The sequence below is a fragment of the Aquitalea aquatilis genome (genome assembly GCF_005155025.1).
Classification (GTDB): domain Bacteria; phylum Pseudomonadota; class Gammaproteobacteria; order Burkholderiales; family Chromobacteriaceae; genus Aquitalea; species Aquitalea aquatilis.
Map to the genome: position 1 here is coordinate 945,003 of NZ_CP039731.1, position 14,646 is coordinate 959,648.

7 protein-coding genes are annotated in these 14,646 nt (G+C 63.1%); 1 reads left to right on the forward strand and 6 read right to left on the reverse strand.

What is annotated here, in order from left to right; translation table 11 throughout:
• Nucleotides 1–98: 98 nt before the first annotated feature.
• The gene (locus FAZ30_RS04250; protein ID WP_137008851.1) at nt 99–3,269 is read left to right on the forward strand and encodes a bifunctional diguanylate cyclase/phosphodiesterase; all 3,171 of its coding nucleotides are present in this window, start codon (nt 99–101) and stop codon (nt 3,267–3,269) included.
• Here FAZ30_RS04250 and uriT read toward each other — a convergent pair.
• The 6 genes from uriT to lpdA form a co-directional block, all read right to left on the reverse strand.
• The gene (gene uriT, locus FAZ30_RS04255; protein ID WP_137008854.1) at nt 3,249–4,664 is read right to left on the reverse strand and encodes a uridine transporter UriT; all 1,416 of its coding nucleotides are present in this window, start codon (nt 4,662–4,664) and stop codon (nt 3,249–3,251) included. The genes FAZ30_RS04250 and uriT overlap by 21 nt on opposite strands.
• Entirely contained in the window at nt 4,661–5,605 is a 945-nt protein-coding gene (uriH, locus tag FAZ30_RS04260; protein ID WP_137008856.1) for a uridine-preferring nucleoside hydrolase UriH, read from the reverse strand. The genes uriT and uriH overlap by 4 nt, the downstream gene beginning before the upstream one ends.
• A gap of 91 nt (nt 5,606–5,696) precedes the next feature.
• On the reverse strand, nt 5,697–6,893 hold the full coding sequence (locus tag FAZ30_RS04265; protein WP_137008858.1) for a M20 aminoacylase family protein: 1,197 nt from the start codon (nt 6,891–6,893) through the stop codon (nt 5,697–5,699).
• 103 nt (nt 6,894–6,996) lie between these two features.
• Nucleotides 6,997–10,824: a translocation/assembly module TamB domain-containing protein gene (locus FAZ30_RS04270; RefSeq protein ID WP_137008860.1), complete on the reverse strand. Its 3,828-nt coding sequence runs from the start codon at nt 10,822–10,824 to the stop codon at nt 6,997–6,999.
• Nucleotides 10,824–12,572, reverse strand: coding sequence for an autotransporter assembly complex protein TamA (locus tag FAZ30_RS04275; protein ID WP_233578487.1), 1,749 nt, complete (start codon nt 12,570–12,572; stop codon nt 10,824–10,826). Before FAZ30_RS04275 ends, FAZ30_RS04270 begins: the two co-directional genes overlap by 1 nt.
• A 221-nt stretch (nt 12,573–12,793) precedes the next feature.
• Nucleotides 12,794–14,593: a dihydrolipoyl dehydrogenase gene (gene lpdA / locus FAZ30_RS04280; protein ID WP_137008862.1), complete on the reverse strand. Its 1,800-nt coding sequence runs from the start codon at nt 14,591–14,593 to the stop codon at nt 12,794–12,796.
• Between the last annotated feature and the right edge of the window lie 53 nt (nt 14,594–14,646).

Genomic DNA, 14,646 nt, shown 5'->3' on the forward strand with positions numbered 1-14,646 from the left:
CAGTTTACCCGAAGCAGATCAAACACGCGGCATTTTTTCCTGCAGCGAAATAGCATTCATTTATACTAGCGGGTCATTTCTGCGGGGTTCGTTTAAGAATGGAGCTGAATCAGGCCAGGCTGTCGCGCTTGCAGCTGCTTGGCACGCTGGTCATCATTTTCTTGCTGGCATTGACGCTGGCAGGCTATTTCCTGCTGACCAGCTGGACAGATTTCCATTCGCGTCAGCAACAGATCGAAGGCGATGCCTACCAGCATGCGCGCGACTACCTGCAATCCTCTGGCGATCACACCGCGCTGACCCTGCTGGCCCTGCGCGACCACTCCACCGACCTGCTCAAGCAACAACTGAAAGAACAAGTCGACCAGGCCTACCATGTGGCCGATGGCATCTGGCAGCGCGAACACCAGCGTTTGCCGGAAGCGCGGGTCAAGGCACTGATTGTCGAGGCGCTGCGCCCGCTGCGCTTTTTCGAAGGTCGCGGCTATTTCTTCATCGACACCATGGACGGGCGCTGCGTCTTGCTGCCCACCGCGCCGGAGCGCGAAGGCAGCTCGTTGCTGGATAATCGCGACGACCATGGCCGCTACATCATGCAATCGCTGATCGAATCGGTCAGCAACCCGGAGCAGCAAGGCTTTACCGCCTATCGCTGGTATTTGCCGGGCAGCCACAGCATGTCGGACAAAGTGGCCTATTCGCGCCAGTTCAAACCCTATCGCTGGGTTATCGGCAGCGGCGAATACATTGCCAATGTCGAAGCCAGCCTGCAGCAACGGGCCATCACCCTGCTCTCGCGCATGCACATGGGCCGTGATGGTGACGATTTCATGGTGGTGGACAATCAGGGGGTATTACTGTTTTACCCCGCTGAACCGGCCTTGCAGGGCAAGCATTATCTGGCGCTGCAACCCGAACTGCGCAAGCGGGTGCTGGAAGTGCTGCAACTGGGCAATCGCGGTGGTTTCATGGAGTACGCCGTGCGCGAAGCCGGCAATGCCAATCCGGTCGCCCATCTGGCCTATGTCCGCCACTTGCCGGGCTGGGAGTGGACGCTGGTGACGGCCATGCATATCCAGTCCATTCGCGACGGCAGCGTACAGGCCCGCCAGCAGCTGGACCAGCAATTGCTGCGCCGTATCGATACCACCCTGCTGATGACGCTGCTGGCCATGGCCAGTGCAGCGCTGTTTTCCTGGTTCTTCGTGCGCTGGATGAATGCGCTGGTGGCCCGCTACCAGCAGGACTTGCGCCAAAGCCATGCCGAGCTGGAAGCCAGTACCCGCGAGCTGAAGCTCAGTCATTTCATGATCGACCACGCTACCGATCTGGTCGCGCTGCGCGCTGCCGACGGCAGGCTGGTCTATGCCAACCGCGCCGCACTGGATTGCCTGGGGGCCGAAGCGGAAGGACTGCAGCAACTGGAGCGACAGCTGTTTGCCCCGACCGACGTCAGCCTGCCGCATACCTTCGAAACCCGGCTGCAATGCTGCCAGGGACATCTGCATCTGGAAGTCACGCTAACCGGCATCGACTACCACGGTGACAGTTATCTGTGTGCCACCGCCCGCGATATCACCCCGCGCCACCATGCCGACCGGCAGCAGCGGCTGGCAGCCAAGGTATTCGAATCCAGCAATGAAGCCATCCTGATCACCGATGCCGACAACCGCATCCTGGCAGTCAACCGTGCCTTCAGCCTGATTACCGGCTTTGGCGAACAGGAGGTACTGGGGCTGACCCCGGCGCTGCTGGCTTCTGGCCAGCACGATGCCGATTTCTACACCCGCATGTGGGACAGCCTGGACAAGCGCGGCCAGTGGTCAGGAGAAATCTGGAACCGGCGCAAGAACGGCGAAGCCTTCCCCGAGTGGCTGAACATCAGTGTGTTGACCGATGAACAGGGCCAGATCACCCACCACGTGGCACTGTTTACCGATATTTCGGAACGCAAGGAGCACGAGGCACGCATCCAGCATCTGGCGGAATATGATGCCCTGACCGACCTGCCCAACCGCATCCTGGTCAACGACCGCCTGCAGCAAGCCATCCGCCTGGCAGAACGCCACGGCGGCCAGCTGGCCGTGCTGTTTGTCGATCTGGATCATTTCAAGAACATCAACGACACCCTGGGCCACAATAGTGGCGACGAACTGCTCAAGCAGGTAGCCAGCCGCCTGTGCGGCGCGGTGCGCGAGCTGGACACCGTGGGTCGTACCGGCGGCGACGAGTTTGTGCTCATCCTGCCGGCCATCGCCCAGCCAGACGAGGCAGCCCAGGTCGCCGAGCGCATCCTGCGCGCCATGCAGGCACCGTTTGATATCGATGGCAATGTGCTGGTGGTGGGATGCAGCATCGGCATCAGCCTGTTGCCAGGTGATGGCAATGATATTCAGACCCTGCTGATGAATGCCGACCTGGCCATGTACCATGCCAAGGCACATGGCCGGAACACCTTCCGCTTCTATACCCGCGAGATGAATACCCAGGTGGCGGACCGGCTGCAACTGGAAAACCGGCTGCGCCGGGCGCTGGAGCAGGATGAGCTGTTCTTGTTATTCCAGCCGCAACACGACATCAACAGTCAGACATTGATCGGCTGCGAGGTATTGCTGCGCTGGCAGGACCCGGAAGAGGGACTGATCATGCCTAATCGCTTTATCCCCATCGCGGAAGACAGCGGCCTGATTGTGCCGCTGGGGCGCTGGGTCATGCGTGAGGCCTGCCTGCAGATGGCACGCTGGCGGGCACAGGGCCTGCAACTACCCAAGATCGCTGTCAATGTGTCGGCCCGCCAGCTGACACGGCTGGACTTCATCGACGAAGTCCGGGATGCCCTGCAAGAGAGCGGCCTGCCCGGCCATTGCCTGGAAATCGAGGTCACCGAAAGCACACTGATGGAAGACGCCGACCTGGCCTCGCGCCAGCTGGCCATCCTCAAGGCCATGGGGGTGCGGCTATCAGTCGATGACTTTGGCACCGGCTACTCCAGCCTGGCCTACCTCAAGCGCTTTGCCCCGGACACCATCAAGATCGACCGCTCCTTTGTCTGCGACCTGCCCGGTGACAGCGAAGACGCCGCCATCGTGTCCGCCATCATTCACCTGGCACGTGCCCTTGGCATGAGCACGCTGGCCGAAGGCGTGGAAACCGTGGAACAGTGCGACTTTCTGCGCCAGCTGGGTTGCGGCGGCATCCAGGGTTATCTGCTGGGCAAGCCACAGGACGCCACCGCCATTGCCCGCCAACTAGGCGAGCTGGTCAGCTGACACCCGCCCAGCAGCCGTGGCCAGCTCGGCCGCTTGCGGGCGCGGTATCAGCAATGAAGTCAGCCAGGCCAGGCCCACGATGCACAAACCAAGCAGCATGCCACTGGCTGCGGCGGGAACGCCCGGCTGCCAGGCCGGCAGCGCTGGCAGCACGGCGAAGCTGAGCCCGGCCCCCAGATTGAAGGCACCGGCATTCAGGCCGGGCAACAGCCCCGGATACTGTGGTGGCGACAGCACCACACCCAGGCCATTCAGCATGATATTGGCGGTACCGGCATAGGCCACGCCGGCCAGCACGCAGGCAGCCACCATCCACCACAGGCTGTACAAGCCCCAAACCAGCATCAGCACGATGGCCAGCATGCTGCCCAGCAATCCCCATCGCAATACCCGGCCATATCCCCATTGCGGTGCCAGCCGCCCGGCCCACGGCCCCACCAGCCAGCCCACCAGCGCATAGGGCGTCAGCAACAACCACGAGGCGTGATCGGCAGCCAGGCCAAAGCCACTGCCCGCTTGCTGGGCATGGGACATCACCAGGCCATTGATGATGGCGAACACGCCACTCATGGTCAGTATCGTTGTCAGCAACAGTGCCCAGGTGCTGCGCCGGCACAGAATGTCCAGAGCCACCAGCGGCTGTGGGCTACGTTGCTCCCGACGCAGGAATAAGACAAATGCCAATAGCGCCAGCAAGACCATGCCGCCGATGCCGCTCCAGTGCGTAGGCCCGGGAGCCGCCGCCAGATTCAGCGCCCACAGCAGGCTGGCCAGCGTCAGCACCAGCCACCCCACTCCGGGCCAGTCCATGACGGCACCAGCCGACGGGCGCGACTCCGGCGCGCACCTGGCTACCAGCACACAGGCCAGAGCAGCCACCATGGCAATACACCAGAATACCGCCCGGAAGCCGAAGTGGGTCGCCAGCACCCCACCGGCAATGGCATCGATGCCGGCAATGCCGCCATTGACTGCCGTGATCACCCCCATCAGCAGGCCATAGCGCCGGGGATCTTTCACCTCGTGGTACAGCATCAGCAGACAGATCGGCACCACCGGGCCGGATACGCCCTGGATCAGCCGTGCCAGTTGCAGTACCGCGATGGACGGAGCCACAGCCGCCAGCACACTGCCAGCCAGCATGATCAACAACATGCCCAGCAGCACCCGCCGCCGGCCCAGCATGTCGCCCAGCCGGGGCAGAAACAGCGAAAACAGAGCGGCTGCAGTGAAAAAGGCTGTCTGCGACATGCCCACCGCCGCATCACTGGCCTGCAATTCGCGGGCGATGGTCACCAGCACCGGGCTGAGCATGCTGGCGTTGAGTTGGAAGGCGACACAGGCCGCCAGCAACGCTGTCATCAGGCTGGCGGTGGAAGGGGCGGACTGGCTCATGGCTGCCCCGCGCCGATACGTTGCAAGGCGTCAACGACCATGTCCCAGAAGTAGGCATGATCCAGCTGTACCGCCACCTGGGTATGGCAGTCTGACGGCGGCGGCGCACGGAAATCGGCCACGGTCATGCCCAGTGTCAGCGCACCGCGCAACTCGACATCCAGCGGTGCCTTGCATACCGTCATCACCTGCGGGTCGATGACATAGGCGACGGCGCAGGGATCGTGCACGGGCGGAGCCGCGAAGCCCTGCTCACGGCGATAGGTCTCACCAAAGAACAGCAGCAGTTCCTGCACAAAACGGGCCGGGGCCGTCCCCAGTGCAGCAATGCGCGCCTGCACCTCCGGTGTGGCAAGCGCCTGGTGGGTGAGGTCCAGCCCCACCATGGTGAGCGGCCATGGGGCGTGGAACACGATATGGGCAGCCTCGGGATCGATCTTGATATTGAACTCGGCCACCGCACTCCAGTTGCCGGTGTGATAGCCGCCACCCATCAGCACCACCTCGCGCACCCGGCTGGCAATGCGTGGCTCCTTGCGTACCGCCAGCGCGATATTGGTCAGCGCGCCGGTTGGCACCAGCGTGATCTCGCCCGGCGGGTGCTGCATGATCAGCTCGATGATCAGGTCCACCGCGTGGCGAGGATCAAGCTGGCGTCGTGGTGGTGGCAACTGCGGGCCATCCATGCCGCTGTCGCCGTGGATGGAAGGAGCCACTTCGACTTCCCGCACCAGCGGACGTGGGCAGCCAGCGGCAATGGGCACCTGGATACCGGCCACTTCCGCCACGGCCAGGGCATTGCGCGTCACTTTGTCCAGCGTCTGGTTGCCGGCTACCGTGGTGACCGCCAACAGTTCGATGGCCGGGCTGCCATGTGCCAGCAGCATGGCGATGGCATCGTCGTGGCCGGGGTCGCAGTCGAGGATGATCTTGCGGGGCATGGGGTGTCCTTATGCGGGCTGTTGAAACAGGGCTGCCATTGTGAACCGGTGGCAAGCAGGGTGATGCTGGCGCAAACGCCAATTTCCGCGCTCAGTCCGCCGTGGCGGCAATGGCCGGCCCCAGCCAGTGCTCCACCAGCCGCACCCAGAAACTGGCAGCCAGCGGCAAAGCCTGGTCGTTGAAGTCATAGCCGGGGTTGTGCACCATGCAGCCGCCATCACCATCACCGTTGCCAACAATGAAGTAGCAGCCGGGTACCTGCTCCAGCCAGTAAGCAAAGTCCTCACTGCCGGTCAATGGTTCCAGATCGGCGATGACGTTGTTGGCACCCAGCCACTCGCTCGCCAGCAACATGGCCTGCTGGGTAATCACGTCATCGTTGACCAAGACCGGATAGCCATGCTGAAACAGCACCTCCGCCTGTGCGCCGAAACCGGCGGCATGTTGCTCGGCCAGTTGGCGGATGCGCTGGTGCAGCAAATCACGCACAGCCGGATTCAGCGCGCGTACAGTGAGGCGCAATTCGGCACTGGCCGGAATCACATTGGCGGCATCGCCGGCCAGAATGGCCCCCACGGTAAGCACCGCCGTTTCCAGCGGTGGCACATTGCGCGAAACAATGGTCTGCAATGCCAGCACCAGCGACGCCGCCACCACCACCGGGTCGACTGCGCGTTGTGGCATGGCGCCATGACCACCAGTGCCATGGATCAGAATGGTGATGGTGTCGGTGGAGGCCATGAAGGGGCCGGCACGAAAACCCAGCTTGCCCAGCGGGATGCCCGGCATATTGTGCAAGGCGAAGATGGCATCACAGGGAAAGCGCTGAAACAGCCCGTCATCCAGCATGCGCTGGGCACCGGAGCCGCCATGCCCCTCCTCTGCCGGCTGGAAAATCAGGTGCAGGGTGCCGGCAAAACGCCGGCTGCGTGCCAGCTCGCAGGCGGCGGCCAGCAGGATGGCGGTGTGGCCATCATGACCGCAGGCATGCATCTTGCCGTCGATGCGACTGGCCCAGGGCAGGCCGGTTTCCTCCTGAATGGGCAGGGCATCCATGTCGGCACGCAGGCCAATGGTTGGCCCGCGACCGCAATGCAGACTCGCCACCACCCCGGTGCCGCCGATACCTTCGGTGAGCTGGTAGCCCCAGCCCTGCAGCTTTTCCATCACCAGCCGCCGGGTATTGAACTCCTCGAAACCCAGTTCGGGATGAGCATGCAACTGGCGGCGCAGGGCCACCATTTCATCGTTGATACGCAGGATGCCGGGCAGAATGGCGCTGTGCATGGGAACAGTCTCCGCAATCAGGTACAGGACTGCAAAGACTGGGAGAAAAACCCTGGCGGGCGATACCGGGACAAAGTGCAGGGCGGCCCGCCAGGCGTTGGCGCTAATCGAAGCGCAGGGTGTAGCGAGACTCCACCGAGGTATTGGTGCCGGCACGCAATACCATGGACCAGCCCTTGCTCAGCTGGTAGGCCAGCTTGACTGCCTGATCGGCGCTGGTCACGCCATATTCGTAGCCCAGGTACAGTTCACGGGTGAGCTGACGCCCCACCGTCACCACCTGCTCGGCCGGGCTTACCGTACCATTGGCCAGGGTTCTTTCCTTGCGACTGGCTAGCCCCAACTCGTCGAACAGACCCACCTGATCATTGATGGAACCGGCCAGCATCATGCCGGCGGAGGCAGCCAGCGCAGCATCGTCGCGATCGCCACTGGCAGCATGACCCAACACCAGCCAGGACAGCTTGTCCTTTTCCGACATCGATTCATCAGCTACCAGCCGGATGCGTGGCGCAGCCACGCTGCCAGTCACCTCCACACCAGCCCCCACCGGGGACAGATGGCGCTTGGCCACGACATTCAGCACCGGATTGTCCAGTGGGCCGACAAAACTGATGATGCCCTGCTCGATATCCAGGTCCTGGCCATAAGCCTTGTAGCGCCCCTTGACCACCCTCACCTGTCCGCGCGCGCCTGGTGGCATGCCCGGATTGGCCGTGACCTTGACCACGCCGGTCAGCTCCACGTCCAGCCCCTGACCAACCAGACGGAAACGCTCGCCCAGATCGAGATCCAGCGCCACGGTCAGCGGCAGGCTGGCAAAGGCCGACGGCTCGGCAGTCTCGCGCCCCTTGATCACCACATCGTCACTCAGGCTGGGCGCACCGGTCTTGGGCAGATCGATACGGCCCTGATCGGCACGAATACGACCGGTCAGCGAAATTTTCTTATCCACCATGCTCAGTTCGGTACTGCCGGATACCACCAGCTTGCGGCTGGGCTTATCGAACACGCTGAACTTGTTCAGCGTGACCCTCACCGTGGCATCCGGTCCGGCTTCTTTCAGGTCCAGACTGCCGCTGGCGCTCACTTCACCCTGGCCGCCGGCAAAGCGCAGCTTGTCCAGGATCAGGCTGCGGCCACTCATTCTGGCCTGCAACACGCCATCGCCCAGCCGGATACCGGTTTTGTGGTCGGCCAGCAGCAGCTTGCTGCCCTGGATGGAGCCCTGGGCCTGCAACTGTCCCAGAGGCCCGGTCAGCGACAGATTGGCCGACAGCTGGCCGGCCAGTTCGAGCGAGGGCGAAGACAGCTGCGCCAGGTTGGCCAATGAAGGCAGCGATACCGAGGCGGTGGCCGACAGCGGGGTGCGGCTGTCGATGACCCCGCCATTCCATGGCAGGCTGCCCTTGCCTGTCAGCTGGGCATAGCGGCTGTCGATGTCGGTGTCGAACAACAGGCTGCCACCGTCAAAGCGCAGCCTGAGCTGGGCAGATTTCAGTCCGAGTGCGGCAGGACGTCCGGCCTCGGCCGGCAGGCTGATGTCGCCGGCCGCGCGTTTCAGCCAGAGCTGACCTTGCGGCCGATTACCGTTCAGCTTCAAGTCCCAGCCGCTATCCAGCACCAGATTCTGCTCGACCGGCAAATGAAGCAGCGGGGCCAAGTCGGTCAGCCGCAAGCCCTCGGCATGGCCTTGCGTGCTCAGGGCTCCATCGCTGGTACGGGTCAGCTCGCTCAGGCTCAGGCTGCCGCCCAGCAGCGCCAGCCGGGCACTGCCCAGTTTGATGCGTGCCGCACCGGCTTCCAGCGCCAGCGGTGACAGCAGGCTCAGTCCGGGCTTGCCCGTCAGTTCCAAGCGTTCCAGCACGCCTTGCCACTGACCGCTATTGACCGGCAGACCACCACTGGCGGCCAGCTGCAAGCCATAGGGGCGGCCGTCCAGCCGCAGTCGTCCATCCAGTTGCAGCCGGTGGCGGGTGCGGGTGCCACTGCTCTGTGCCCGCAGTTGCTCGGCACTGAAGCTGCCGGCCTGCAGCTTGTCGGCTACCAGTTGCAGGCGGAAAGGACTGCTGGGGTCAGCCTTGATGTCACCGTCCAGACTCAGGCTCTGCACCGCCAGATTACCCGGCAGGCGCAGCCGCTCCGCGCGCAGGCTGGCGCTGAGCAGCGGTGCCTTGGGGGTGCCGGCCAGTTCGGCCTGGCCCTTGATCACACCGGAGAAATCCCGTCCCAGCAGCGACAGATTGGGGGCATCGATCAACAGCTTGAGTTTGTCGCCGGCCGCGCCATAGGCACCGCTGGCCTGCAGCCGGTTACTGGCCAGCCGGAGGTCGGCCCCCAGCTGGCGCAAACGCTGTCCCTGCCAATCGGCGCTGAACTGGCCGGACAACGCGGCACCCGACAGCCGACTGGGTGCGAACTGCAGTGCCACCTTGCCACTGAGCGGCGCGGCCAGCTGACCGCTGGCCTTGATGGCGGCATTCAGTTCGCCAGCCGGCAAACCCGCTTGCAAGCGCGAGGGATCAGCCTTGAGCAACTTGCCTTCCAGCAGGTATTCCTGCCGTCCTTCCAGCCCCAGCTGGCCGCTCAGCGCCACTTTGCCGGCACCTGCAGTCAGATCCAGCTGGCGCAGCAGCAGCACCTTGCCGGCAGCCGCCTGCTGAAAGCCCAGTGCCGTCTGCAATTGCAGGGTCTTGCCATACAGGCTGGCCTTGATATCGGGTCCGCTCAGTGCTCCGGCCACCCGCGCCGTGCCCTTGATGACATCATCCGGCGCGGCCTCATGCAGGGTACGCAGGCCGATATTGTCCAGCAGCGCCACGATGTCCAGCGAGTTGTGTTCGACCTTGCCGGTGAGGTTGAGCTGACCACCGCCCAGCTGGGCCATCAACTTGTCCAGATGCAGTGCTTTTTCGTCGGCACGGAATTCCCCCACCAACAACGACAGGGGGAGCTGGCTGGCTGACAGCGGGCCGGGCTGGCTGTTGAGCAGGGATAGCCCGCCCTTGATGCGCGGGCCGCCGTCCGGTTCGGCATGCACGGCAAAACCCAGCCGGGCCTTGGGCCAGGCCGGCATGATGGCCTGCGGGTTGATGCCGCCCACGCGCACATCCAGCCGGCTGAAACGGTTGTAGGGATTGAAAGCAAAAGGGTGCAGCAAGCCATGAGCCTCAGCCAGCATGCCCTTGCCGCTGGCGGTGCCATCCACTTGCAGCTGCAGCAGATTACCGCCTAGTTTCAGTCCGGCCAGTAGTGCAATCTGTTCCAGTTCGCCCTGGGCCTGCAGTTGGCCACGGATGGCGAAGGGACTGCTATCTCCCAATTGCAGCGCGGCACTGGTGCTGCCCCAGGGGGTTTGCAGACTGTGCAGCTGCACACTGTGCTGCTGGCGGTCATAGCGATAAGCCGCCTGCAGGCCGTACAAGCGCACATCGCCCGGCAATACGGTAAGGCTGGCCAGACTCAGCTTGTCCACTTGTACGGCTACCGGCAGCGACAGCGAGGCTGGCGCTCCAGCGGCCGGCGTGGGCGGGCTGGGGCGCGTGGTCAATCGTACATGGCCAATGCTGAGTGCCTGCACCTGCACCTGGCCTTGCCATAAGGCAGACGGCTGCCATTGCAGCTGCAGGCGGTCGATGTCGGCATCCTCGTACTGCGCGCGCCAGCGAATGTCATGCAGGGTAAAACCCGACCACAGCGTGCCCTCGCTGCGCGCGATGCTCAATTGCTGCCCGGTCAGCGCCGGCAGTTGCTGACACAACCAGGCAAAACCCTGCTCATTGCCAGTCAGCCAGCCCAGGGCGCTGAACAGGGCCAGCACCAGCAGCAAGCAGACATAGCGCCACCAGCGCCGGCGAGGACGGGTCGGTGGCGTCGCCGGCGGCGGGGTATCCGGCATGGCCGGTGCGACGGGAGGCAGGTTTTCGCTCATCAGAATGCCAGCCCCAGGCTCATATTCCAGCGCAATTTGCCGTCTTTCTCGGCCTTGGCGATATCCATCGACAAGGGCGCTACCGGGCTCAGCCAGCGCAGACCGACACCATTGGCATGCTCAAGTCTGAAGCTTTGCCAGCTTTGGGCAGCATTACCGGCATCGTGGAACAGGGCAACGGCCCAGTCCTTGGCCACCGGAATCTGATATTCCAGCGTAGCCGTCGCCACCACCCGTCCGCCCACCACCGCACCATCCGGGCCAGGCAGGCCCAGGCTCTGGTAGTCGTAACCACGCACGCTATTGGAACCACCGGCACGGAATAGCTGGGAAGACGGCACTTCATCGCTGTCCTTGGCCCACACCTGCCCCAGCTCCAGCCTGGTCAGCAAGGTGCCGTATTTGGGCCAGGGGCTCCAGTAACTCACGCCGCGCACATAACCGCGCACAAAGCTGGTGGTCGACAACAAGGAACCCAGCGTGCTGGACAGCGAAACATCCAGCAGCGTGCCGGAACGCGGGCGCAGCGGGTCGTCCACATCGCGCCGGGTCCAGCCGAATGCCCCCAGCAGCGCCCGGGTATTGTTACTGGGCGTGTTGCCGATGGTTTCCTTTTCCTGGATGAACTCCACCCCGAAGCGGGCATTGATCTTGTCATGCGAGCGGATGCGCCAGGCACCGGCGTCCACCGTGGTGGTTTTCACGCCCTGGATATCGGTTTGCTTGAACGAGGAAGTAATGGAGTGCGAGTAGCCATTGGCCTGGCGCGGGAAGCCCAGACCAAAGCTGAGATTGCGGTCGCTGTTTTTCCAGTCCAGCAATACCGAACCGGTCCAGCCCTTGCCGAACAGATTGTAGTAGTCATAACCGATACGGGTACCCGGACCGTCTTCCGAGTCGTAAGTCAGACCCAGCTCCAGCTTCTGCTTGGGAAATTCGGTCAGGCTGACTTCCACCGGCACCTGATCCTGCTCGATACGCGCCATGTCGGCACTGACCACCACGCCGGAGTAATGCGGAGACTGTTCCAGCGCCGACTGATAATCCAGCAGCTTCTTCTGCTGATAGGGGTCACCCTGGCGGAAATCGGCCAGTCCGGTGGCCACATTCAGCGGATAGCGCCGGTTGCCGCTGATATGGGTGGGGCCGAAGCTAATCTGTGGCCCGCTGTCCACCTGTACCAGCAACTGGCCACGATGGGTTTGTGGGTCGATATCGGCCTGGCTTTTGACGATGCGGGCCAGCGGGAAACGGTCGATGGTGAGCAAGCGCAAGATAGCACGCTTGCTGCTGCTCCAGTCGTCCTGGCGGTAAGGCGCGCCCATCGGCAGCGCCCAGGCTTCCAGCACCGTAGCCAGCCTTTGCTGATAATCGGCCTGCTGGCGAATCGGCCCATTCAGCTGCAGCGTGACATCGTCGATGATGACCGGCTCGCCGGCCTCCACCTTCAGCACATAGTGCTGTGCCCCCTGCTCTTCCACGTGGATGCGGGCAGAAAAATAACCTTCGGTTTCCAGCAGTGCCTGCGCGGCGGAGGGGGTTTCCTTGATGATGGCTTGCAGCTGGAAATCATCCAGATCCGCATCGTTGCGGGCGGAGATCAACTCCAGGTGCTCATTTAGCAGAGTGGCGAGCGCCGCCGGTGCTTCCACACTGACGGTGTAATCCACCTTGGCCCATGCCGGTGCAGCGCACAGCGCGAGGGCGAAAGCGGATGACAAGGCAAGGGGATGGGTTCGTGGCAGCATGTCGACATTCATCAGGAATCCGACTGATGGTAGCGAAACTGGTTCAGTCTGGCGAGGAATGTCGGTAGCAGCCGCGCAGGCAGGAGACCATGCGCCTGGCGCACCGGCATAAAAAAAAGGCGGAAAGTTCCGCCACAAGACTGAGAGAGATACGACACAGCCCGCCGGAGCGGGCCGTCACTGCAGTACACCAGCCCGGCAAGACTGCCGGGGCCGGTCACTTACTTCTTGCGCTGCGGCGGCAGGTCGGTGCAGCTGCCTTCGAACACTTCGGCAGCCATGCCGATGGATTCGCCCATGGTCGGGTGCGGGTGAATGGTCTTGGCGATGTCTTCTGCATCGCAGCCCATTTCAATCGCCAGGCAGATTTCGCCAATCATGTCGCCGGCGTGCGGGCCGACAATGCCGCCACCGATCACCTGGTGGGTCGCCGGGTCGAAAATCAGCTTGGTAAAGCCTTCGTCACGACCGTTGGCAATGGCGCGACCGGAAGCCGCCCACGGGAAGACGGATTTCTCCACCTTGATACCCTGCTTCTTGGCTTCGTCTTCGGTCATGCCTACCCAAGCCACTTCCGGATCGGTATAGGCCACACCCGGAATCACGCGCGCATCGAAGAAGGCCTTGTGCCCGGCGCAGTTTTCCGCCGCCACGTGGCCTTCATGCACGCCCTTGTGCGCCAGCATCGGCTGACCGACGATGTCACCAATGGCGTAGATGTGCGGCACGTTGGTGCGCTGCTGCTTGTCCACCGGGATAAAGCCACGGTCGGTCACGGCCACGCCGGCGTTTTCTGCTGCCAGCAGCTTGCCATTCGGTGCACGGCCAGTCGCATACAGCACCAGGTCGTAGCGCTGCGGTTCTTTCGGGGCCTGTTCGCCCTCGAAGGTGACGTACACGCCGTCTTCCTTAGGCTCCACCGCCACGGTTTTGGTGTTCAGCATGATGTTGTCGAAGCGATGGGCATTCCACTTCTGCCATACCTTGACCAGATCGCGGTCAGCCCCCTGCATCAGGCCGTCCAGCATTTCCACCACGTCCAGGCGCGCGCCCAGCGTGGAATACACCGTACCCATTTCCAGACCGATAATGCCGCCACCGATGATCAGCATTTTTTCCGGTACGGCTTTCAGTTCCAGTGCGCCGGTGGAGTCCACCACACGCGGATCGTCCGGAATGAAGGGCAGCTTCACTACGCGCGAACCCGCGGCGATGATGGCGTTGCTGAACTTGATGATGGTTTTCTCACCGGACTCTTCGCGGCCATTGCCGGAAGTCACCGACACTTCCAGGTGATGCGGATCGATGAAGCGGCCATTGCCGCGCACGATCTGCACCTTGCGGGCCTTGGCCATGCCAGCCAGGCCACCGGTCAGCTTGCTGATGACCTTTTCCTTGTAGCCGCGCAACAGGTCGATATCCACTTCCGGCTTGCCGAACTTGATGCCGTTGGCCGCCAGATGGCTGACTTCGTCGATCACCGCGGCATTGTGCAGCAGTGCCTTGGACGGAATGCAACCCACGTTCAGGCACACGCCACCCAGGGTGGAGTAACGCTCGACGATGACCACTTTCTGGCCCAGGTCGGCGGCACGGAAGGCGGCGGAATAACCACCAGGGCCACCGCCCAGTACCATCACGTCGCATTCGATATCGGCACCACCACCATGGCTGGCGGCCATTGGCGCTGCCGGCGGGGCAAAACCGGCCTGGGTGTGGGCGGATGCCACACCGGTGGTTTCCAGCGGTTTGGCTTCAGCCGGGGCGGCGCTGGCTGCGGCAGCGGCTTCCACGATGACGATCACATCGCCCTCGCTCACCTTGCTGCCTACGGCCACTTTGACTTCCTTCACCACGCCAGCGGTTTCCGCCGGTACTTCCATGGTGGCCTTGTCGGTTTCCAGGGTGATGAGACTGTCGTCCTTGCTCACCACATCGCCCGGTTTCACAAAGACTTCGATCACGTCCACATTGCTGTGGCCGCCGATATCCGGGACTTTCAGTTCAATCAGATTGCTCATGGCTTTTGGGAGTGGCGCACGGCGCATCGGGGCTTGCCCCGTCTGCCATCCAC